Origin of the sequence: Planktothrix tepida PCC 9214 (assembly GCF_900009145.1) — a bacterium.
In the GTDB taxonomy this organism is placed as follows: domain Bacteria; phylum Cyanobacteriota; class Cyanobacteriia; order Cyanobacteriales; family Microcoleaceae; genus Planktothrix; species Planktothrix tepida.
Window position 1 is genome coordinate 697,200 of sequence record NZ_LN889813.1, and the last position, 24,485, is coordinate 721,684.

The window sequence follows — 24,485 nt, forward strand, 5'->3', positions numbered from 1 at the left end:
TAGTTTTATGCTGAAATCAATTGATCGAGTGTGGTTAATTGGAGGAACCCAGGAAAGTGCAAGATTGGCTCAGGCAATCGCCAAATGCCAAATCTATTGTATTATTAGTGTAACGACAGAATCAGCAAAATGTCTCTACCCCGAATCAGAATTTTTAACGATTTGGGTGGGAAAATTAGAGCCAAACCAAATCAACTTATTTTTAACAAATTATAAGATTAATCGAATTTTAGATGCTTCCCATCCCTATGCTGTAGAAATTTCTCAATTAGCAATTGCCATTAGCCAAACCCATCAAATTCCCTATTTACGGTATGAACGTCCAGCTATAGAGTTTGAAAATTCAACTCATCTTCTGTATTTAGACAGTTTTGAAACTTTATTAACCGGGGATTATTTAAAAGGAAAACGAGTCTTACTAACCTTGGGATATCGCAGTTTATTTCAATTTGCCCAATGGCAAGAACAAGCCGTCTTATTTGCTCGAATTTTACCGTCTCTTATGGCTTTGGATGCTGCTTTAAAGGCTGGATTTACCCCGGATCGGATTATAGCAATTCGTCCCCCCCTCTGTTTAGAATTAGAACGGGCATTATGGCAACATTGGAAGATTTCTTTGGTCGTCACAAAAGCTTCTGGATCGGCAGGAGGCGAAGATCTAAAAATTAATTTAGCTCACCAATTAAATATTCCTTTAATTATTATTGCCCGACCCCAGATTGATTATCCTCAAATGACTCACTCTTTTAAGACTGCCGTTGAATTTTGTCAATAGGGAACCGGGGAATGGAGGTCGGGAAAAGTCAACCCCCAAAAAATCTCTGAGATCGTTGCTGCGGTGATCCCCCTTTCCGATAAGATGGTATACGCGGCATCCAAAAAGGAAAGATAGGACATGAGTAAAATTGACGAAAGAGTAAAAAAAATTATTGCAGAACAATTAGATGTTAAGGAAGAGGAAATTATTCCTTCGGCGACTTTCGCCGAAGATTTAGGCGCGGATTCCCTGGATACAGTAGAACTGGTCATGGCATTGGAAGAAGAATTTGAGACCGAAATTCCCGATGAAGATGCTGAAAAAATTAAGACCGTTCAAGACGCTATAGACTACATCAAAGCCAAGGAGGAGTAAAGTCCATCGACCACCAAGCCAAAGCATAGGCTTAATCTGCAATTGAAGTAAAATCAACAGAATAAGCGAAGGATTAGCCTTCCACCAGTCTCACGGAAATTTTGCTGCGTTCGACTGTCTGGCTTAGGCAATCCCAACCCCTCTTAAATTAAATTACTGTTATACTGTTAGTTTTGCTTCTCACGCTTTGTTCTGCATTTTGGGTGATTAAATTCTTGAATCGACGAAAATCATGACTACGATGAATGTTAAGCGCGTTGTTGTAACAGGTTTAGGGGCAATTACTCCGCTTGGAAATACCCTAGCTGACTATTGGGAAGGGTTAATGAGCGGACGGAATGGGATCGGCCCTATCACCTTATTTGATGCGTCAAAGCATGATTGTCGCATAGCGGGGGAAGTCAAAAAATTTGACCCCTGTGATTACATCTCGCGCAAAGAAGCTAAACGGATGGATCGCTTCGCCCAATTTGCGGTGGCGGCTAGTCAACAAGCCATCGCAGATGCGGGCTTCGTCATTAATGACCTAAATGCAGAACAGGTGGGTGTCATTATTGGAACCGGTATTGGCGGACTCAAGGTACTCGAAGATCAGCAAGAGATCTATTTAAATCGTGGCCCAGATCGCTGTAGTCCTTTTATGATCCCGATGATGATTGCCAATATGGCGGCGGGACTCACAGCCATTCATACGGGAGCTAAAGGGCCAAATTCCTGCTCCGTAACCGCTTGTGCGGCAGGTTCAAATTCCGTCGGTGATGCCTTTCGTTTAATTCAACGCGGCTATGCTCAAGCGATGATTTGTGGGGGAACCGAAGCGGCGGTGACTCCTTTATCGGTGGCTGGATTTGCAGCAGCACGGGCACTATCAACCCGCAACCATGAACCTCTTAAAGCTTGTCGTCCTTTTGACAAAGATCGAGATGGCTTTGTCATGGGAGAAGGCGCCGGAATTCTACTGTTAGAAGAATTAGACTGTGCCTTAAGTCGTGGCGCTCGCATTTATGCGGAATTAGTCGGTTATGGCATGACCTGTGATGCCTACCACATGACCTCCCCTGTTCCGGGTGGGGCAGGCGCGGCTAGAGCGATTTCCTTGGCGATGAAGGATGCTGGATTAACCCCTAACCAAATTAGTTATATTAATGCTCATGGAACCAGTACCTCTGCTAACGACACCACAGAAACGGCAGCGATTAAAACGGTATTAGGTGAAAGTGCTTATCAGGTGGCGATTAGTTCTACAAAGTCGATGACGGGTCATTTATTAGGGGGTTCTGGAGGAATTGAAGCGGTAGCGACGGCAATGGCCATTGCTGAGGATCGGGTTCCTCCGACGATTAATTTGGATAATCCTGACCCAGAGTGTGATTTAGATTATGTTCCTCATACCAGTCGCGCTCACACCGTTAATGTCGCCTTATCCAATTCCTTTGGGTTTGGAGGTCATAATGTGACCTTAGCGTTTAAAAAATTTAAACCCTAACCCCGTAGAGACGTGCCATGGCGCGTCTCTACCTTAGGACAAGAGCCACTTTATCAAGTTGTTGATGGAGTGGCTCTTGTAGTGATTAAGCTGTTCTGTACTCGCGTAACAGGGTAGGATAGAAATATAAAGAAAATTTAATAATTGTTGTCTTTGTAGTCAACTTAGAGAGGTATCCTTGAGTCATCATCTCGACGCCATTGCTCCCCATGGTGGACATTTAATTAACCGAATTGCCACTCCTGACCAACGGCAGGAGTTTTTGGACAAAGGGGAACATTTACCCAGAGTTCAGTTGGATGAGCGCTCGCTCTCTGATTTAGAATTAATTGCTATTGGTGGTTTTAGTCCCCTCACCGGGTTTATGGAACAGGCGGACTATAAAACCGTCGTCAACCAAATGCACCTGAGTAATGGTTTACCTTGGTCAATTCCCATTACTTTATCGGTTTCTGAAGAAGTAGCTTCAACCCTGACTGAAGGGGGTTTAGTTCGTTTAGATGCCCCGACGGGGGAATTTGTGGGTGTTTTGGAACTCACCCAAAAATATACCTATGATAAGGAAACCGAAGCCCTCAACGTTTATCGCACCACAGACGAAAAACATCCAGGGGTGAAAGTCGTTTATGATCAAGGGGGCGTTAATCTCGCTGGCCCAGTATGGTTATTAGAACGTCAACCCCATCCTTACTTCCCGAACTATCAAATTGACCCCGCAGACTCACGGGCAATGTTTCGAGAAAAAGGATGGAAAACCATTGTTGGATTTCAAACTCGAAACCCTATCCATCGGGCCCATGAATATATTCAAAAATGTGCCTTAGAAACCGTTGATGGATTATTTTTGCATCCTTTAGTCGGGGCAACCAAATCCGATGATATTCCGGCAGATGTACGGATGCGGTGTTATGAAATTTTGATTGATCATTACTATCCTAAACAACGGGTTATTTTAGCGATTAATCCCGCCGCCATGCGTTATGCAGGCCCCCGTGAAGCGATTTTCCATGCCCTAGTGCGGAAAAATTATGGCTGTACTCACTTTATTGTGGGTCGAGATCATGCCGGGGTCGGGGATTATTATGGAACTTATGATGCTCAATATATTTTCGATGAGTTTGAGCCTGGGGAATTAGGCATTACTCCGATGATGTTTGAACACGCTTTTTATTGTACTGTGACTGAAGGTATGGCTACCAGCAAAACCAGTCCTAGTACCCCAGAACAGCGCATTCATTTATCAGGAACTAAGGTGCGAGAATTACTGCGTCGTGGTGAACTTCCACCCCCGCAATTTTCCCGCCCTGAAGTTGCCAATGAACTGATTAAAGCAATGAAGGTGGCAACGGAAGCTTAATCAGTTATCAGTTATCAGTTATCAGTGGAAGAGTTAAGGGTTGATGGTTAAATAGTTATTAATTAACAACGATTAACCCAAACTCTAAAACCAAAGACTTTATGAGCAGGTTCATCAAGATTTTAGGGAATTAATAAAGTTTTTCTTGACCTTGCTCCTAGTCACGAAAACAACTGATAACTGGCACAGACGTGCCATGGCACGTCTTTACTGATAACTGATAACTGATAACTGATTTTTGGTAATGGGATTAAAACGACGGGAATTTTTACAACAAGCTGGCTTACTGATGGCAGCGCTGGGGATTCAGGAAAGACTTTATGAGCGTTCCTATCAAGCCTTAGCACAGCCAACCCGACGGAAGTTAGCTTTATTAGTGGGAATTAATCAATATCCGAGTGGAAATCGGATTGAAGAACCGTTGCAAGGCTGTTTAACGGATGTGGAATTGCAACGCAATTTATTAATGTATAAATTTGGGTTTCAACCCGATGATATTCTCACGTTAACCAACCAAGCTGCAACTCGCAATCAAATTGAATCTGCCTTTATTTCCCATTTAATTGAACAAGCTCAAATGGGGGATGTGGTACTGTTTCATTTTAGTGGTTATGGTAGTTGTATTCCCCGTAATGATGTTGTTTCTAATTTACCTCAAATTCAATATTCTTATCTGCCTGTTGATGCCGAAATATCAGAACAGGAAACGGTTAATGATATTTTAGAAGATACCTTGTGGTTATTATTGCGATCGCTGCCGACCTCTGAAGTAATTACGGTTTTAGATACAAGTTTTATTTATCCTGGGTATCATCAACAAGGGACTCTCAAAATTCGCGCCGCCTCAAGTCCAACAACCTTGGAAATTAATCCCACAGAACTGGATTTACAACAGCAATTGTTATCTCGTTTCAACCTTTCACAACCAGAATTAGAACACCGAAAACCCGGTCAATTACCCGGATTAGTCTTAGCCGCATCTAAACCGTCCCAAGTTGCTACAGAAGGTCGATGGGATGGCTTTAATGCAGGATTATTTACTTATACTTTAACCCAAGCTTTTTGGGGTGCAAGTCCCTTCCCAAATTTAACGGCCCAAATTAGCCGAGTGGCGGGAGAAGTTGAACAAATGGTTGGGCCGTGTCAGCAACCCCAACTCCGCAGAACCTTAAATCCTACTAAAGCTGATTCAGATGTTTCTCTAGGGAGTTTGTGGCTTCCCTCCTTACCTCTTGATGGGGTAATAACGGGGGTTGAAGAGAATGGAAAAACTGCTCAAGTTTCATTAACAGGGCTGCCAACGTTTGTATTAGATTCATTGGGTTTAAATACAATATTAACGATTATTTCAGAATCTAATTCTTTAGAAAATCCGGTTTATTTACAACTACGTTCTCGCGCAGGATTAAAAGCCAAAGCCCAGATCAAAACGACTGATTTAAACTTATCTTTCGGGTTAGAAGTTGGGCAAAAAGTACAAGAATTTATTCGGATCTTCCCTCGGCAAATTAATTTAAAAATCGCCTTAGATCCTCAATTAAATCGAATTGAACGGGTGGATGCGACCAGTGCATTTTCCGGGTTTTCTCGGATGACGATTGTAGCGAGTGATCAACCTGCGGATTATTTACTCAGTCGCGTTACGGATAGAACCATTGCCCAAGCTTTAAATGCTCCCTTATCCCCGATTTTTCAAGGACGCTATGGCTTATTCTCTAAAGGATCAGTGTTGCTTCCCGATACCATTGGTGAAGGAGGAGAGGCGGTAAAAGTGGCGGTACATCGGTTAATTCCCCAACTCAAAACCCGTTTAGCGATTAAGTTATTACGATTAACAGAAAATGAACGCTCTTCGCAGTTAAAAGTGAGAGCAACTTTAAATTTATTAGCTCCTCAATCTCAAGTATTAATCAAACGGGAAACAACTGGAATTTTAAACAAAATTAATCGAGAAAATGCTCAATCTGTTAATTCTATTTCAACTTTAAGTTCATCTTTTCCATTGGCTTCCGAAAATCTAGGAATTGTGACAGTGCCTGTGGGCAGTCGTTTACAATATCAACTGCAAAATCAGGGAGAGTTTCCCGTTTATTTTTTACTGTTTTACGTTAATAGTGAAGGACAAACCTATCTATTTCATTCAGGTTTTGATCCTCAGCAACAACAAATTGCACCGGGTAAATCTATGAGTGTACCTCCCACTACGGTTTACGGTGGTAACTCTTCTACAGAAATTATCGGAGAACTGGTTAAAAGTCCAGCAGGATTAGCAGAAACCCAGGTAATTTTAAGCCAAAATCCCTTTTTGGAAAGCTTAACAATTTTAGATAAAAGCATTAAAAAAAGTGAGGGATTATTGAAGTTCAACTTAATCTCAAATCCTTTGGATATTGCTGATGCTATTTTACAAGATTTGAATCGAGGCAGTCAACAAAGTTTAGAAAAAATCGGAGTGATTACGGATGATTTGGCTTTAGATATTAATAGCTGGGCAACTTTTAATTTTGTTTATCGGGTTGTGGGATAAGCTGTTTATATTGATAATTCTTTAAACCGCGTTTTGAAACCTGATGAAACTCAAACCCAGAGCCATTCTCAATTCCTAAACCATTGACCCAAACCTGCCTCAACCGTCTCCTTAATATTCATTTACAAATCTTGTAATAAGTTCATAATGTTTTTTTTGATGAACAAGATGTTAACTTGTGGCAAAAACACTATAAATTAAAAAGTAAGCGAATCAAGAAACCGGAATCTTAAAGGAGTAGTACCAAGTCCCAACTAAAGCGATTCAATAGATGTCTATCTACAGTCAACGGATTCGTTAAATTTAACAATTCCTTAATTTTTGGGACTCCATCCTCAACGGTTGATCCTGATTTTTTGAGGATAAAACCTCAGAATGAGTCACTTATATTTGTGGAGCAATAGATATGCCAGAAACTATCACAAACTGCCGTAATATCGCCATTGTTGGCCCCTATTTAAGTGGGAAAACCGCACTTTTAGAAAGTATTTTGTCCGTAACGGGAGTAACTACTCGCAAAGGAACGGCAAAAGATGGCAACAGGGTTGGGGACAGTTCCCCAGAAGCCCGTGAACGCAATATGAGTGTAGAAGTTAATGCCGCCAGTACCGAATATGGCGGCATTCGCTTTACATTTTTAGATTGTCCGGGGTCTGTAGAATTTGCCCAAGAAACCTATAATGCGTTAATCGGAACGGGGTTAGCTATTGTCGTCTGTGAACCTGATCCCGCCCGGATTTTAACCTTATCTCCCCTGTTCAAATTCTTGGATGACTGGGAAATTCCCCATCTCGTTTTTATTAATAAAATGGATCGGGTTTGTACCGATGAGGAACGTTGTGTTACCAGTTTTAGCGAACTCTTGAATGCTTTAAAAGCGGTTTCCACTCGTCCTATTATTCCTCAACAATATCCCATTGGCAACGGTGAACAATTGGTCGGTTTTATCGATTTAATTACCGAACAAGCCTATCATTATCATCCCGGTGCTCCCTCTGATCCTGTACCCCTTCCCGAATCTCTCAAGGAAGCTGAACACGCTGCCCGTCAAGCGATGTTAGAGGAGTTAGCCAATTTTGACGATCATCTATTAGAAGAATTATTAGAAGAAATTGAACCTCCTCAAGATGAAATTGTCAAAGATTTAAAAATGGAATTAGGAGCGGATTTAATTGTACCTGTATTAATTGGGGTAGCGGAACAAGATCATGGGGTACGAGCTTTATTGGATGCCTTAGTTCGGGAAGCACCAGAACCCGTCATTACCGCAGAACGACGGGGGCTGAAATCTCCACAAGGGTTGCCCATTGCCCAAGTTCTCAAAACCTATTACACCCCCCAAGGCGGTAAACTCTCCCTGGTGAGGGTTTGGCAAGGTGAACTCACCGAAGGCCAGACCTTAAATGGGGTAAGACCGGGGGGAATGTATCGGTTGATCGGACAACAAACCCAAAGCGTACAAGTGGCGAAAACTGGAGATATTGTAGCTTTGGCGCGGATGGAAGGCATTCAAACCGGAGATACCTTAACAACGGAACCCAATCAATTAAAAAATCCGTTACCGAAAGCAACTTTATTACCGGCTGTTTATGGCTGGGCAATTACTCCTGAAAACCGCAAAGATGAAGTTAAAATTAGTGCGGCTTTATCTAAAATGTTAGATGAAGATCCCTCGTTAAGTTGGGAACAAAATGGAGATACCCATGAAATTATTTTATGGGGTCAAGGTCAAATTCATTTGCAAGTGACGTTAGATCGGTTACGGCGTAAATATAATTTACCGATGGTGACTCATTTGCCTCGGATTCCCTATAAAGAAACCATTCGTAAAAACACAAATTCTCACGGTCGTTATAAACATCAAAGTGGCGGTCATGGACAGTTTGGAGATGTGTATTTAGATATTAAACCTCAACCGCGTGGGGAAGGGTTTAATTTTGATGAAACGATTGTGGGGGGTGTGGTTCCTCGTCAATATATTCCCGGTGTTGAAGTTGGGGTTCGAGAATATTTAACCCAGGGGCCTTTAGGGTTCCCTGTTGTTGATGTAGCGGTAACATTAACCAATGGTTCCTATCATTCTGTGGATAGTTCCGAACAAGCTTTTAAACAAGCTGCCCGGTTAGCCATGCAGTCAGGAATGGAGAAATGTGAACCCGTTTTATTAGAACCGATTACTTCTGTTGAAATTTGTGCCCCCAGTGATTTTACCTCCCAAATGTTTCAGTTAATTACCGGGCGTCGGGGGCAAATTTTAGGCTATGAACCGATGTCAGACTGGAAAGGATGGGATAAAATTTCTGCCTATATTCCCCAGGCGGAAATGCAGGATTTAATTGTAGAATTGCGTTCCTTAACGTTAGGAGTGGGTTATTTCAATTGGCAATTCGATCATTTACAAGAAGTTCCTGAAAAGTTAACGGAACGGATTTTAGCAACGAGTAACGGGAATGGTAATAGTAAATCCTAAATTCCTGTAAGCTAAAAAATCTCCCTTTTCGAGTTAACAGCATTAGGGAGATTTCTAGCTTCTATAGTGCTACTTGAAGAGGGAACAGGGAACAGGGAACAGGGAACAGTAAGAAGTGAAAGGGTTTCAGGTTTTACTCATTGTCAAACACCAATCATGCGTAGCACTATTGAATTAATTATTTTGGCGACGGCGGGACTCATTGCTGGCATTTTAGCAGGCTTTTTAGGGATTGGCGGGGGGACAGTTTTAGTCCCCTTATTGGTAGCGTTAGGATATACCCCAGTTGAAGCCGTTGCTACCAGTAGTTTATCAATTGTGATTACCGCAATTTCGGGGAGTGTACAAAATTGGCGCATGGGATATCTCAGTTTCAATCGTGTGATTGGTATTGGATTTCCGGCTATATTAACCGCACAAATAGGGGTATTTTTGGCAGAATTAGTTTCCTCCCGATTATTATTATTTTTATTTGGATGTTTATTGTTATTAAATGTTTATTTAGTAGAAGTGCGTCAACAAATAACAGCCCATAAAAAACAACAAGAAGAACAACAAGTTTCTGATTCTGCTATTTCTTCTAATCAAAATATCCTCTTTAATCCAGTATTTGCTCGAATTTTAACGGGAGGGACTGCGGGAATTCTAGCTGGGTTATTTGGAGTGGGGGGTGGAATTATTATGGTTCCTTTGCAAATTGTTTTATTAGGAGAAACCATTAAAGTTGCAATTCAAACCAGTCTAGGAGTAATTATCATTACAGCTATTTCTGCTTGTGCTGGACACGCTATTCAAGGAAATGTTTTATGGATTCAAGGCATTATATTAGGATTAGGGGGATTATTAGGAGCGCAAATTAGCACCCGGTTTTTGCCCAAATTATCGGATAAAACGGTTAGTTTAATGTTTAGAATTTTCTTAGTTATTCTCTCTGTTTATATCTTTAGACAAGCCTGGATGCAACCCTAATAGCTTTCAGAGTCTCTTTCTACAGGGGAATTAAAAATGAGAGTACCAAGCTATCAAAATTGGGTATATCGTTATAGGAAACCCCTCAAATTTCTCTACAAAACCTTAATTCTTTAAGCTTGTATAGCCTTTTGAGATTGATCTCCCAGATAGTGCAATACTAAATTAATCGTGTCTTGCTTTACCCATCCTTTTTGTACCGCTAATGTACCGAATTGAAGATTGGTTTGGGGTTTTTCAGCGAGAATCTCCTCAATTTGTTGATCATCTAACAGTTTAGCTAATTTTAAATATTCACTTAACGGTTTCTTATGGGGATTTTGATATAGATTCAGTAAATCTTCTACGAAAAACTTAATAGTTTCGGGTTCAATCAAGCCTTGATCAACTAAAATTTCTCCTAAGCGTAGATGATTGAGATGGGTTTTTTGTGCTTTTAAAGCACCTTTAATTTGAAATTCTGTAATTAACCCCGCTTGACGGAGTAAATAACCCAGGGGTAAAAATCGCGGTTGATTGGAATTAACGGTTTTAGATAAAGGTTGAACATCTAGGGACGGAGACGGTTTCACCCTGACCATTTGGGGTTGATAGTCATAGAAAGAATTAGTGAACCCATTATTAGAAGAGGATACAATTGACATTTGTGATTTCGTGACTAATTCTAGCCAAGAAATTGGGATTGTAATCGGCCAAAACACCGATGTTAATGCTAAAACGCCCCACGAACTTTGATCCGTTAAGGGTGTTGTTGAATCCTCGACGAATGCTTTAAAGCACACCGAAAACGAAGCTAAAACTCCTACTGTGTAATAGGCAATTAATATTTCCATTAGACTCTCTCTTCTTAGTCAGTGGTAGTAGTGCTTTAAATCAAAAATACAATCTCTGGTCAAATGAGTTAGTCAATGAACTCTAGTGGAAAATTGACAGTTTAATTTGTAATTAGAACCTTATTTTAAACGGTTCTCCATCTTATCTTATCAAGTGTTGTGTTAAGATTTGAATACTTTATTGAGTTTTTTTGTAAAAGTTTAGTAAAATCTTTGAACAAAAAAAGAGAGTTGAGGGGAAGACTAGACGAACGCTTCAACCTCAACCCTCTAAAAAAGACAGTTTCAGGGTCTAAATTGGGTTAGGGAGACGATGGGCTAAGGCTTCACGGGCTTGTTCTCGGTCATCAAAATGAATTTTTTCGGTTCCCAAAATTTGATAATCTTCGTGACCTTTTCCCGCAATTAAAACGCCATCTCCCGGTTGAGCATCCAAAATGGCTTGATGAATGGCTTTAGCCCGATCAGCAATGACAATGGGCTTAATATTGTCGGGAATTCCGGCTAAAACATCTTGCAAAATCCGCTCAGGATCTTCGGTGCGGGGATTATCTGAGGTGACAACGGCCACATCCGCTAATTCTGCGGCAATTTTCCCCATTTGTGGGCGTTTGGTGCGATCGCGATCGCCCCCACAACCAAACACACAAATCATCCGACCTGGAATAAACGGACGGGACGCCTTCAATAAATTTTCTAAACTATCAGGGGTATGGGCATAATCCACAATCACGCTAATATTTTGATTAGGGCTAATTTGCACCCGTTCCATACGACCGGGAACGCCGGGAAACTCGGCAATTTTTTCGACCAAGGTGGTTAAATCTAAGCCCAAACTTAACCCCGCCCCCAAAGCGGCTAACAAATTCGATAAATTATATTGACCGACCAACGGTAAATAAAATGCCGCCTCTCCTTGGGGAGTATGGAGAACCCCCTTAACCCCTGTAGGTTCATAACACAGTTGATCCGCCCATAAATCGGCGGTTGAGTCGTGGGTACTATAACTCCAAGCTTGATTTCCCAACTGAGCGATTAACCGTTGGCCATAGGAGTCATCCGCATTAATAATCGCCCGACCTTTAAGATATTGGGGACTAAATAATAAGGCTTTGGCTGCAAAATAATCTTCCATGGTGGGGTGGTAGTCCAAATGATCTTGAGTTAAATTGGTAAACACCGCCACTTGAAAAGGACAACCAAGAACCCGCCCCTGGTCTAACGCATGGGAACTGACTTCCATCACCCCCAATTCACAACCCGCCGCCACCGCATCAGCCAGTTGTTCCTGAAGTTCAACGGAGAAAGGCGTGGTATGGGTTGCTGTTTCTTGAAATCCGGGCCAACGGGCGTAAAGGGTTCCCAGTAAGGCCGTTGGATGGTTAGTATTGCTGAGGAGATATTCAATTAAATGGGTGGTGGTGGTTTTCCCATTGGTTCCTGTCACCCCTACCAATTGTAATTTTTCTGCTGGATAATCATAAAACGCTGCTGCAATTTGGGCGCAGGTTTGGGTCATATCCGGGGTGGGAATAATGCAGGGATGTTCGACGGCGATGCGGTCTTGGGTTTTCTCGGCGGCGGTTTCGGAGATGAAGGCAGCTACTGCACCAGAGGCGATGGCACTAGGCCAAAATTCTCCCCCATCCACACGGGTTCCGGGCATTCCTAAGAATAAATCTCCCGGCCCAGAAGCGATGGAGTTGGTTGTTAACCCCTTAATTTCTTCCTCTAAAGCGGGGTGAGACTGAAAGGGTGTTGATATTCCTGCTTTTGCCAGTAACTCTTTGAGCTTCATCTGTTAGCAATCCTCACGACTGGACTCATTTTATTTTGCATCATATCAGGGGGAAGCTGGCTATGTGAAACAGGCAAGATGCCTGTTCCACCCACTTACCAATATTTTTGTAAGAGTTGTTCTAGCTGTATGACCGACATCCGGGGTGAGGGGCGAGGGATACGCTGTTCTGTGCTATCCACATCACTGGATTTAAACAGCACAGGAATTTCATATTGATAGGTTTGAAACCAATCTTCTCGGGTCGTAATATCTCGAATTTCTAATTGAAATTCTCCTAACTTTTGGGAGGATGCTTGAATTTTTTCTAATTTTTCTTGTAAGCCTTCGCACAAATGGCAGCCCGGTTTACTGTATAAAATCAGTGTGATCATACGATACCTTTGACCTCTGCTAATAAGAGTTGTGTTGCCTGTTCAGCTTCTAAGGGTTTAGCGAACAGATAGCCTTGTCCAAAGGGACAGCCTAATTGATGTAAAATTTTTCGTTGTTCACGAGTTTCTATACCTTCAGCAACCACATCTAATTCTAAATTTTGAGCTAAAGAAATAATAGCCTTCACGATTTGTAAAGGTTGGCTGGTTTTTCCACTAAAGGGACTCGTTTTTAGATCTAAACGATTAACAAATGAGCGGTCGATTTTTAAGCTATTTAACGGGAATTGATGTAAATAACTTAAGGAGGAATACCCTGTTCCGAAATCATCAATGGATAAATGAATTTTGCGAGATTTTAATTGGGCTAGAATAATAAATGAGGTGGCTAAATTTTCCATAATCACACTTTCAGTAATTTCTAGCTTTAAATCACTGGGATTACAATCTGTTTCTGCTAGAATTTGATCGATTTGTTCTAAAAGGTTGGGTTGACAAAGCTGTTTACTCGATAAATTGACACTCATTGTTAACGGATAAATGTTAGCCTCCAGATGATGTTTTTTGCCATGAGATTGAACTGTTAAAGCCGTATGAAAACCTGTTAATTTTTGAGCTAATTGTTCTTGCCAAACTCGCAGTTGATGACAAGCTTCGCGTAAAACCCAAGCTCCTAATGGAATAATTAATCCTGTTTCTTCTGCAACTGGAATAAACTCCGCAGGTGAGACTAAACCTCGTTTCGGATGAAACCAACGCACTAAAGCTTCAAATCCTGTAATTTTACCCGTAGATAAAGAAACAATCGGTTGATAATAAACTTTAAAACCCTTGAGATTTATGGGTTGAGTAGGGAAAGATTCTAATAAATGTTCTGTCGTTTGTAAGACCTTGGAATGAGGATTTTCTGAAGGCGTTAAGGATTCTGAACGTGGGGAAGTTCCGATTCGCATTCGCCCATAAATCGCCTGTCTTAAATCCGTTTCAAGCTGCAACATTGACATGGCTTGACTATGAATTGTTAAGTCAAATACTTCATATCGAGCTTTACCTTTTGCTTTTGCCCGATACATCGCAATATCTGCATCTCGTAAAAAATCTTCAGGATTATTATACAATAAACACTGATAAGATTCACTATCATTTTCCAATTGTTGATAATAACCTCGGCTGGGAACAATTCCAATACTTACAGTAGTAAAAATCTCATGTCCTTGGATATAAAACGGCTGGGTTAATTCATCATGAATTCTCTCCGCCATTCTCGTCGCATCGCTAATACTTTGAATCTGATGAATCAAAATTGTGAATTCATCTCCCCCTAAACGAGCAACGGTATCAACCGCGTTAACACAGTAGAGAAGGCGGTGGGCAATTTCAATTAAGAGTTGATCTCCAATCAAATGTCCTAAACTATCATTTACAACTTTAAACCGATCTAAATCCAAAAATAAAACGGCAAACTGATAATTTGGTTCTTTTCGAGATCGTTTTAAGGCTTGGGCTAAACGTTCATTAAAAAAGCTACGATTTGGAAGTTGAGTCAGGGCATCATGTAAAGCTTCATACATCAGTTGAGCTTCAAATCGTTTTCGTTCGGTAATATCCCGAATAATAATTTGAATCGCCAATTGACCTTGATAAGTTGCTGGAATTCCTACAATTTCGACATCAATCACTTCTCCGGTTAACCGAGTTAATTTTTGTTCTATTAAATCCAGAGGTTGCTGTCTGTTGATTGGGTCTTGAATTTGAGCCTGAATTAAATTCAAATAATCAGGAGGAAGAAAATCAAAAATAGAACGACCGATTAAATCTTGAGGACGATTGGCTCCTAAAAGTTTGGCTCCAGCCATATTAATATAAACCAATTGTTCTCCATTATGAATGGCAATGGTTTCGGGAGACAATTCGACTAAACGGCGATAGCGTTCTTCGCTTTCTCGCAAAGCTAACTCCGCTTTTGCTCGTTGTTGTTCGGTTTGGTTTGCGGCAATAAATCGACCAATACTTTGAGCCATTAATTCTAAAATTTCCAGTTCATGGGATTCATAAGTAATGGTTTTGGCTTCTAAACAAGCAAACCCCAATGTGCCATAAATTTTGCCATTAACCCATAAGGGTGTTCCTAAACAGGTTTCTAAATGAAATCTTTGATAGCTTTCAAGTTGATTGAACTGAGAATTTTGCCCCATCTGGGTATGAACTTGGGTCGCCTGGGTCTGAATCACTTGCTTACAGTAACTTTCTTCTAAAGGGATGATACTACCCGGTTGAATTAAATCTAAATCTGAATGAACCGTATCGATAATAATCTGATTGTTTTCTATTCGGCTAATAAAACCCATAGACAGTTGAAAGATTTCACAACCTGCCTGAAGATAATCCCGAAAGAGTTCATTCAAATTTTGATGGTTATAGGTGGTAATCCGATGTAAATGTTTGAGATGGGAACTAAACTGAGCTAAAGCTTGGGATTTTGAAACTAAATCTTGTTCAGATTGTTTGCGTTTAGTTATGTCTGCTTGGATGCCAATAAAATGGGTCAAATGCCCTTTAGAACTATACACCGGAGCGATGGAAAGTTCATTCCAAAAAAACGTCCCATCTTTTCGATAATTCCGCAATTCTACATGACATTCTGTTCCTTCTAAAATCCCTCGGCGAATGGCTTCAACTTCTGGCTTGTTGGGATCATTCCCTTGTAAAAATCGGCAATTTTTTCCTAAAACTTCTTCTCGGCTGTATCCGGTAATTTGCTCAAACCCAGAATTAACAAAAATAATTGGATTATCCGGTTGAGTCGCATCGGTAATCACAATTCCATTACTACTACTATCAATCGCCCGTTCCATTAAATGTAACCGTTCTTCGGCCCGATGGCGTTCAATGGCCGCGGCTAACACATTGGCAATGGCTTCCAAAAAATGAACATCTTCTGGGGTAAACTGACGAGGGTTATGGCTATGGACACTTAAAACCCCCCAGGTCATGGATACTGGAAACTGTAATTGTTCTGGGCTGACTGTTGAGTCTTGGCCCCAACGGGAAATCACCACACTCATCCCGCTAATAATTCGATGATTATGCAGCAGGGGACTGCCGGAAAATCGAGTTTCTACCCGCAAATCATCCACAATTACAGGTTCATTTTTGAATAAGGTATACCCCGCTTGAGAGGTGACATGGGCACTGACGCGGGCATTCCCCACCAGTCCCCGTTGCCAACCGACGCCCGCCCGCAACCAAAACGCATGGCCACCGGGCATGAGTTCCAAGAGTTTACAATATTCTAAATCCAGGGTTTTGACGACGGCAGAAACCACTTCATTCATCAAGACACTCAGGTCGGACTGAATCAGAGCTTGTTGACCCAGGTAAGCAACGGTCGCCTGCTGACTAATCTTGGATTGTAAAGTGGCTAAGAGTTGATGTTCAATCGGAAGGGCTGGAATTTCTTCAAAGATTTCCTGAACGTTGATTAACAGGGTTGTTAACTGGCCAAATTCATTGCGGAGGGGTAAAATGGTTGTCCGACACTGGCTTAATGTTCCATCTTGGCGTTGCCAGGGCAGGTCACGGGTACAGCCGGAACAGTTATAGCAATGATTTTGAGCGCAGAGGTCAGTAACCAGATGATGAAACAGGGGAAAATTTAAGGCTTCTAGGGTTTTACCCAAAACTTGAGATTTGTCATAACCAAACATCTGTGTGGCTGTGGTATTCCACTCAATAATCTGGTCTTCTGCATTAATTAAAATTACCCCGTCTTGCCAATGGTCAAAACTGGGGATGGGGCGTGACGGTAGGGGATGATGGGAGGGATTCGGAATTAAATTCGAGTAGGTGGATACAATCAATGATTCCCCATTAAGCGTCAATAACCGCATGGAGATCATTGTCCAGTAAAGCACTCCATCCGCCCCCTTGACTTGTAGGGGTTGTTGTTGAATAGAATTTTTTTTTCGCAGTGTTTCCAGCAGGATTTCTCGATCCGTGAGATTAGCAAAGATGTCGGAATCAGTAAAATTTAAAGGTTCGCCGATCAGAAATCCAAAGGTGTTTTGAAAGCAAGAATTGTAATAATAAATTCGGCCATCAGTCATCCGACTGACTACCAAGGGAACTTGCAATAATTCTGCAATAACTTGTATTAGGGCTTGGCTGTCTTGCAATGCAACCTCCACATCCGAATCCATGACCCATCTGCGATCAATGGATGCAATGGGATAAAGTTGTTCTTGATCTCCCTGTGTCCCGTGTTTGTTGAGCATCAACTAGGTTCCAGCATTTTTGGTTCGATTACTCGTGGTTATCGCTCACTGGCAGAGTATTCGATGCACCAAGGGTTTTTATCTGCTCCTCCCTATATATTCTACGATTATCATCATTAAATTTTGACTTTTTTAACGAAAATTAAAAAAAAGTTAACGGACATCTAGGCTTTGATTTAACAGCAGTGTCACTACAAGAGCCAAATTGCTTGCTCAATTAATGCCCTTGTCCCTGATAATTCTTTCTAAAGATAAAAATCTTAGGGTGAAAATCGAGGTGTTTCGTTACTTTTGTGTTACAATCAAGATCATACTTAAATCTTAGAAGGATTGCATCTCTCTACAGAAGGATCAAGCTGCTGGGAAGATTTTCTCTACATTAAGACAAATCAATTTAGACGATCTCATGTAGCTCTTTTTTCAAATCTGATTAAACCATGGCAATTGTGATCACCACAGAGAAGAGGAAATAAAGAACAGAATATCCAAAACATTTGAAGTTATTAAATATTAAGGGAATAGGGATAAAGTGATTATTTTCGAGTTAAATTCCCTACACCCTTTTTTGTTGGTGTCTGCTGTTATTGAAGTAACGCCAGGACTCGTTTAACGCTTTCGGGGAAAATCACAACCAAGCTACCTGGAGAAGCTTCCTTGAAGGCTGTTTCCAGGGCTGCTGTTTCTTGGAGAATAATCTCACAGTCAAAATCAGGATTTTCTTTCTTAACCCCAATCTGAATATATTTAGCCACGTCTCCCCGTGGACATCCGCGATTATCCTCATCTTCTTTAATAATAATGCGCTCGAACATTTGCGCCGCTAATCGTCCTAATTCGATAAAATCTTCTTGACGGCGATCACCCGGTGCACCAACAACCCCAATCCGTTTACCATCAGGCCAATTGCGAACAAACTCCAAAATCGCCTGGAAACTAGCTCGATTGTGGGCATAATCCAATAAAATATGGAAGGACTGATAAGGAATTAAATTCATCCGTCCGGGGGTTTGTTCCACCGACATCTCAAACGTCCGCAACCCCTGACTAATCTCGGCAATGGTCACTCCCTGGAGATAGGCCGCTAAACTAGCCGCGAGGGCATTGGCAATCATAAAAGGGGCTAACCCGCGTAACGTTAGGGGAACATTAGCCATTTGTTCAACGCGGATCATTTGTTCTCCTTTTAAAAAGGATAAATAACCGGATTCATAAATCGCAGCAACGCCTCCTTGGGCAACGTGTTCATTCACAATCGGGTTATCAGCTTGCAAGGAAAAATAAGCAACTTTCGCTTTTACCTGTGATGCCATCGCGGCGACTAACGGGTCATCGGCATTTAACACAGCATACTTGTGAGCTACTTTTGCCACAACACTTTTCACGTCTGCCATTTCTTCAACGGTGTTAATATCCTGTAACCCTAAATGGTCTTCAGACACATTCAACACCACCCCCACATCACAACGATTAAACCCTAATCCAGACCGGAGAATTCCCCCCCGTGCGGCTTCTAATACCGCAATTTCAACCGTCGGATCATTTAAAATTAAAGCGGCACTAGCAGGCCCGGTATTGTCTCCCGCTTCGGCTAGAAAATCTCCAATATAAGTCCCGTCGGTGGTGGTATACCCCACAACTTTTTGAGTTTGTTTGAAAATATGGGCCGTTAAACGAGTGGTGGTGGTTTTACCGTTGGTTCCGGTAATGGCGGTAATCGGAATCTGGGCGGAGGTTCCGGGGGGAAACAGCATATCCACAATGGGGGCGGCGACGTTGCGGGGCTTGCCTTCATTGGGTTGAATGTGCATCCGTAACCCTGGTGCGGCGTTAACTTCCACAATCACTCCATCCACTTCCCGCAACGGCCGACTAATATCGGGGGCGGTAATATCAATCCCAGCAATATCTAAACCGATAATTTGAGCCGCCCGTTCTGCAATCCAAATATTTTCCGGGTGGATTTCATCGGTACGGTCAATGGCAATACCCCCGGTACTTAAATTTGCGGTTGCTTTAAGATAGCAAATCTGTCCCGATTTAGGAATACTTTCTAAGCGATAACCTTGTTGATCTAAAATATCAATACTTTGGCGATCTATTTCAATACGAGTTAACATATTTTCGTGACCCATTCCGCGACGAGGATCACGGTTGGTGTCTTCGACTAATTCGACTAAGGTGGAACGACCATTTCCAATCACATGAGCCGGAACTCGTTGAGCCACTGCCACAACTTTTCCTTGGACAACTAAGACGCGATAATCATTACCTTTATAGTAACGTTCAACAATCACACTGCCGATTTTAGATTCATTTTTTGCCATTTGATAGGCATTTTCAGCTTCATGCCAAGTTTGAATATCCAGAGTAATACCACGACCATGATTTCCATCGAGAGGTTTTAAAACAATGGGAAATCCTCCAATTTCATCAATAGCATTTTCTAAATCATCTAAGCTATTAATTACCGTGCCTTTGGGAACGGGTAAACGGGCTGCGTCTAAGAGGGTTTTTGTGCCTTCTTTATCGCAAGCAAATTCAATGGCTAAAATATTACTGCCATCGGTTTGTGACGCTTGAATTCGTCGTTGATGTTTACCATAACCCAGTTGAATCACATGGCGGGCGGGTAATTCTCTCCAAGGAATTCCACGAGATTCCGCTTCTCGGACAATAGCCTCCGTTGTTGGGCCGAGTTGAGCGTCTAGGAAAATTTCTTGTAAGTCTTGTAAATCGTGTTGCAGTTCTGTTTTTCGATAATATCCATCATCAATTAAACGATGACATAACCTCACGGCGGCTCTGGCTGCATAGCGTCCCGCTTCAGCGATTTTATATTGAAAAATAACACGGTAGACTTCGGTTTGAGCACTGGGACGAGTACAACCAAATTCCACAGGCATTCCCGCTAAGGTTTGCAATTCTAAAGCAACTTGTAGAACGATATCACTCATCAAGATTCCGGTTTTTACATTTGTCATGAAATCTTGATATTTGGATTGGTTGAAATGGGGGAAGATTTCCAGCAGTCCTTCGTAGAAGTCTGGAATTTCATGGGTGTAGCGATTATCCTTTTCTAAATCGAGGTGAATAATAATCAGGTGATGGTGATCAATACTCCAATAGTTCGGCCCGCATAAGGTCTGGGTTTTTAGAATTTTCATACTCATTGCCTCCTAAACTTTAGAATTTAGTGATTTGTGTTCCTCTTCATGGGGGAATCTTCAGCAACTCCAATTCACGGTTTCAGCTTAGGGTAAATTATCCCACAATTTCAGAAGCTGGGCGTAGTAAATCCCTAGAAATTGGGTAATTTTTTCCAAAATTTAAGGAAAATATTAGATTCTGTAGCTAAAGCCTATCGGATTATTTTTTTACGGATATTTGAAAAAATAATACAAATATAATTAGCTTGATTAATTAAACATTGAATCCTAGCTTGAATTGCCGGGAATGCCCTTAATTTTAACCTTTCTTCTTCGGCAATAGTATAAGCAAATCAACGAATATTGACAAGGGTTTAGCGATCGCCTACAAGAAAATGATGGATTTCTAAATGATTTTCCCGGAAAGGAGAACTTAAACATCAGGCATCTCTCAAAGGGAAGTTGACAAATTTAAAATTGTGTGGTATGTGTATTTAAACTGAGCAGATATTCTAAAATTTGCATAAAGTTTCTCTGAGATAGAGATCAGATTCGCCACAACGAATGATATAAAAATATCAATAATATAGCTGTATCATCAATAAATCGAGGTTAACGATTTACAGGGAGAGGAGCGATTAATGGCTCAAGAAACGATGAGTAAAACCCGATTGGAATTCTCCGAAGTGCCAATCGCCAAAGAACCGATCTCGGTAGAAGCTTATGCCGATGAACTCATGGACGACATTTTTTCCGATGTCGAACGTGTGATGCAGGGAGAATCCCGGCTACCCAAGGAACCCGCACCACCGGAATTTGTTTCTCTAAAATCAATTAAAGTTCCTCAGATTATTCTGCCTCCAATGCCCCGGCAGGAGGAAGAAGACGCTGAAAAATTACGCGATGCCAGTGCTGAAAAATCCTCTCCATCCCTGGATCGGATTTTGCTAATCGCCGCGTTTTCATCATTATTGATTACCTTATTATTATGGTTAGCAACCCGGGGCGGTTTAGGGCGTTTATTTGCCCCCGAACCTGTCGCTATAGCCCCGGAACCTGTTTTAGATACCAAAACCAAAGCGGATATTCAATTTTCCAATTATATTGAGCGATCGCTCACCAATATTGAACAACAGAATCAACAAACTCCGTTAGGGTTGCCCCTGTTACCTCCTCCGGTTCCTAACACAGCGTTACCGACTCTTCCGGTTCCTGGGACTCCTCCCGTTGCTCAGACGGCTCCTGTGATGGATACTAATAACCTCGTCGCCGCGATTAACCGTGTGGCGGGGGCTATTCAAGATGCGTCGAATCAAACGGCCTCTCTGTCTCAACAGGTGATGAATACTTTGGCCAAGGGACAACAACCTGCGCCGCCTGTCTCAACTGCGGTTCCCGGTGGCCGGAATTCGGGTTCTGTCTCCGCACCTGCGCCTAAAACAACCACCCCAGCCCCCAAACCGGAAGCTCAAGCCAAACCTGCTCCAGCGTTGGAAGTGGTTACCCCTACACCCCAAACTCAACAACCTGTACCCGAAAGTAGTCCTGTACCTCCTCCGGCGGTGACTCAAACCCCCACAGAACAGCCTACAGCCGTTAACCCAGCACCCGCAATAACCCATACTTTAGTAGGGATTTTGGAATTGGGTGATCGTTCGGCGGCTTTGTTTGAAATTAATGGTGTCGCTCGTCGCATCTATGTGGGTGAAACCGTTGGGGCGAGTGGTTGGTCATTAGTTGAAGTTGCCAACCAAGAAGCCGTCATTCGTCGTAATGGGGAAGTTCGTACTATTTTTGTCGGACAACAGTTCTAAAACGTCGCTGTAGATCAGTCAAAGTCCCCCTGTTTTAGGGGGATTTAGGGGGATCTAATCTAGGCAGATTGCTCAATTTTTATGAACAGTTAGTTATTTCCCCTGTCCCCTTAGATTTAAGTTTTAATTATGGGTTTATTTGAAGATTTTAGTCAATTTTTAGAGACTCGTTTAGAGGAGTTTCTTAAAGATAATCCTAATTTAGCATTACAAGCGTTAGAAGAACAATTACGGGAACAAGAAGAGGATACATTACGGTTAATTGCTGAGTTGAACCGTGAAGAAAAAAAGCTGCAAGCAGAAATTTTAGAAATTGCTCAAGATATTCAAAAATGGCATGAACGGGTAAAAAAAGCACAAGCCGCCAATCGCTTAGATTTAGTGACAGCAGCACAAGAACGAGAAGCTGCATTGCTGCGTCAGGGAAATCAACGTTGGGGACAAATGCAAGGCGTGAAAGAACGGATTCAAAAATCCAAAGAACTCTATTATCAAGTGCAACAACGCCACAAAGAAGTTAAAGTCAAAGCCGCAGAAATGGAAGCCAACCGTGTGAAATCCCAGGCTCAACAAAAAGCTCAAAATCCTTGGGAAACTCAAGGGTGGAATCAAAGTACATCCTATAGCAGTTCCAGTTCCTCTGGTGATTCTTTAGAATCGAAATTTAGACAATGGGAAATGGATGATGAATTAGACCAGTTAAAACGAAATATGAAACGTTAAAATTTTATTCCTCTAATTGTTCAAAATTCACTTGTTCATAAAGATCAGTTAAATTCATTTGAAACTCAACGGTACTTAAGGTTAAAATAGAATCAGCCGACTCATAAAAGTTGAGTTGCCATCTTCCCGTTTCTGTTTTAATAAATTGTTCAACCGAATATTGATATTGATCAATTAAAATATATTCTTGAAATTCAGGAATAGACCGATAGAACTTAAATTTATCTCCCCGATCATAATTTTCCGTTGATTTTGATAAAACTTCCACAATGACTAAGGGATTGAAAACTGTATCTGTGCGATTTTCATGATAGCTTACATCTCCCCGAATCACCATTAAATCAGGATAGGTATATAACCGATAATCAGGAATCCATAGGCGAACATCGCTAGTAAATACCCGATAATTTTGTTTTCTTAAAGCAAAATATAAATGAGCGCAAAGATTAACTAAAATTTGATTATGATTGGTTGTTCCTCCGGTCATGGGAATAATTTCTCCATCTCGATACTCATGTTTAAATTCTGCGGTTTCTTCTAGTTTGAGATAATCCTCTGGAGAATAGAGGAGAGGTTTAGTTTGCACAACCATACAATTTTCCTAATAATATAATATCCTTCTATTATAAATTAACATCAGCTAAATAAACATCTGTACAGTCAATTAAATGTACAAATCCTTGAGCATCTACCCAACATTGAAATAACGCTTCTAACTCGGTAATAATCTGTTGACCAGGTTCTCCTTCAGTCGGAATATACATAATCAGTTATCAGTTATCAGTTATCAGTTAACTCAGGATTTTAATCTCTACATCAATTTTTTGTTGCCATTCTCGAATATAAACTAATAATCCATACATGAACACAATCACTCCCATCATTTCCATAATTTCTTCTACAATTGCCATTCCTGCATAAATCGGATTTTGTTGATTTTCTATAACAGTAATATAACTCCCTAGCATTTCCATGAATAACGCACCTCCAATATATAAAGATGCAGCTAAAGCAAAATGATAGCGGGTTTTTAGGGGAAGATATAACCAAAATTTCCAATATTGTTTTAGAAAAATAACGACTACAATTGTCCCTGGGATTACCCACATTGAATGTAAAAAAGGAGGTAACTTTAACGCATCCGCAAGATCAGGAATAATTAATATTTCATGAATCGTAGCTATTTCATCAAAAGCTAATAACCAAAAAATAATCGATAACCATTTCCACTGTTGGAAATAACGATAGTTTACCGGAGTATTATCATCAGGATCATTTAAGGTTTTTTGTTGTTCTAGTTCCGCTTGTTTCCCTGATGCGATCGCCCCCAATAACCAAGCACAAAAGGCTAACATAAATGTACTAAACCAAGTGGGTAAATTCATCTCTCGGTCTACATTGAACATGGCTGTCCAATCTTCTCGATAATTAAAGACAAATTTACCAATTTGAACTGCAATACTCGTTAGTGTAAAAAATGCCACTCCCATGGTTAAACGTTTGGCTAATTTTAGGGGGGAAAGCGTTAGATATAACTGCATTTGAACTCATCCTATTGGCGTTAAACTCAAATCATAACCCA

Annotated in this window: 17 protein-coding genes; 9 read left to right on the forward strand and 8 right to left on the reverse strand. The window is 41.2% G+C overall.

The window, feature by feature from the left end; genetic code table 11:
- Positions 1-7: 7 nt before the first annotated feature.
- The 7 genes from PL9214_RS25685 (at position 8) to PL9214_RS25715 (ending at position 9,941) form a co-directional block, all read left to right on the forward strand.
- Positions 8-775 (forward strand): cobalt-precorrin-6A reductase, encoded by a 768-nt coding sequence (locus PL9214_RS25685; protein WP_072722346.1) that lies wholly within the window; start codon positions 8-10, stop codon positions 773-775.
- 120 nt (positions 776-895) lie between these two features.
- Entirely contained in the window at positions 896-1,132 is a 237-nt protein-coding gene (acpP, locus tag PL9214_RS25690) for an acyl carrier protein (protein WP_072722130.1), read from the forward strand.
- 232 nt (positions 1,133-1,364) lie between these two features.
- Positions 1,365-2,618, forward strand: a complete 1,254-nt coding sequence (gene fabF / locus PL9214_RS25695) for a beta-ketoacyl-ACP synthase II (protein WP_072722131.1) — start codon at positions 1,365-1,367, stop codon at positions 2,616-2,618.
- A gap of 178 nt (positions 2,619-2,796) precedes the next feature.
- Positions 2,797-3,975: a sulfate adenylyltransferase gene (gene sat, locus PL9214_RS25700; protein ID WP_072722132.1), complete on the forward strand. Its 1,179-nt coding sequence runs from the start codon at positions 2,797-2,799 to the stop codon at positions 3,973-3,975.
- A gap of 244 nt (positions 3,976-4,219) precedes the next feature.
- Entirely contained in the window at positions 4,220-6,502 is a 2,283-nt protein-coding gene (locus tag PL9214_RS25705) for a caspase family protein (RefSeq protein ID WP_072722133.1), read from the forward strand.
- A 406-nt stretch (positions 6,503-6,908) separates the two neighbouring features.
- On the forward strand, positions 6,909-8,972 hold the full coding sequence (locus PL9214_RS25710; protein WP_072722134.1) for an elongation factor G: 2,064 nt from the start codon (positions 6,909-6,911) through the stop codon (positions 8,970-8,972).
- A gap of 156 nt (positions 8,973-9,128) precedes the next feature.
- Entirely contained in the window at positions 9,129-9,941 is an 813-nt protein-coding gene (locus PL9214_RS25715; protein ID WP_072722135.1) for a sulfite exporter TauE/SafE family protein, read from the forward strand.
- A 113-nt stretch (positions 9,942-10,054) separates the two neighbouring features.
- Here PL9214_RS25715 and PL9214_RS25720 read toward each other — a convergent pair whose 3' ends face one another.
- The 5 genes from PL9214_RS25720 to cphA form a co-directional block, all read right to left on the reverse strand.
- Positions 10,055-10,774 (reverse strand): cyclic di-GMP-binding domain-containing protein, MshE-related, encoded by a 720-nt coding sequence (locus PL9214_RS25720; protein WP_072722136.1) that lies wholly within the window; start codon positions 10,772-10,774, stop codon positions 10,055-10,057.
- A gap of 292 nt (positions 10,775-11,066) precedes the next feature.
- The gene (locus PL9214_RS25725) at positions 11,067-12,572 is read right to left on the reverse strand and encodes a UDP-N-acetylmuramoyl-L-alanyl-D-glutamate--2,6-diaminopimelate ligase (protein ID WP_072722137.1); all 1,506 of its coding nucleotides are present in this window, start codon (positions 12,570-12,572) and stop codon (positions 11,067-11,069) included.
- A gap of 95 nt (positions 12,573-12,667) precedes the next feature.
- Positions 12,668-12,943: a glutaredoxin family protein gene (locus tag PL9214_RS25730; protein ID WP_072722347.1), complete on the reverse strand. Its 276-nt coding sequence runs from the start codon at positions 12,941-12,943 to the stop codon at positions 12,668-12,670.
- Positions 12,943-17,220, reverse strand: coding sequence for an EAL domain-containing protein (locus tag PL9214_RS25735; protein WP_083580190.1), 4,278 nt, complete (start codon positions 17,218-17,220; stop codon positions 12,943-12,945). The genes PL9214_RS25730 and PL9214_RS25735 overlap by 1 nt, the downstream gene beginning before the upstream one ends.
- 581 nt (positions 17,221-17,801) lie before the next feature.
- Positions 17,802-20,384, reverse strand: coding sequence for a cyanophycin synthetase (gene cphA, locus PL9214_RS25750; RefSeq protein WP_072722138.1), 2,583 nt, complete (start codon positions 20,382-20,384; stop codon positions 17,802-17,804).
- A gap of 623 nt (positions 20,385-21,007) precedes the next feature.
- Between cphA and PL9214_RS25755 the strand changes: the two genes are divergently transcribed.
- Positions 21,008-22,180, forward strand: coding sequence for a hypothetical protein (locus PL9214_RS25755; protein ID WP_072722139.1), 1,173 nt, complete (start codon positions 21,008-21,010; stop codon positions 22,178-22,180).
- A 129-nt stretch (positions 22,181-22,309) separates the two neighbouring features.
- Entirely contained in the window at positions 22,310-22,903 is a 594-nt protein-coding gene (locus PL9214_RS25760) for a TIGR04376 family protein (RefSeq protein ID WP_072722140.1), read from the forward strand.
- Positions 22,904-22,907: 4 nt separating this feature from the next.
- Here PL9214_RS25760 and PL9214_RS25765 read toward each other — a convergent pair whose 3' ends face one another.
- From PL9214_RS25765 to PL9214_RS25770, 3 genes are read right to left on the reverse strand one after another with little or no spacing between them, the layout of a single operon-like run.
- The gene (locus PL9214_RS25765) at positions 22,908-23,495 is read right to left on the reverse strand and encodes a Uma2 family endonuclease (protein ID WP_072722141.1); all 588 of its coding nucleotides are present in this window, start codon (positions 23,493-23,495) and stop codon (positions 22,908-22,910) included.
- Positions 23,496-23,526: 31 nt separating this feature from the next.
- Positions 23,527-23,667, reverse strand: a complete 141-nt coding sequence (locus PL9214_RS31600) for a hypothetical protein (RefSeq protein ID WP_186440458.1) — start codon at positions 23,665-23,667, stop codon at positions 23,527-23,529.
- 27 nt (positions 23,668-23,694) lie between these two features.
- Entirely contained in the window at positions 23,695-24,444 is a 750-nt protein-coding gene (locus PL9214_RS25770; protein WP_072722142.1) for a DUF8692 domain-containing protein, read from the reverse strand.
- Positions 24,445-24,485: the final 41 nt, after the last annotated feature.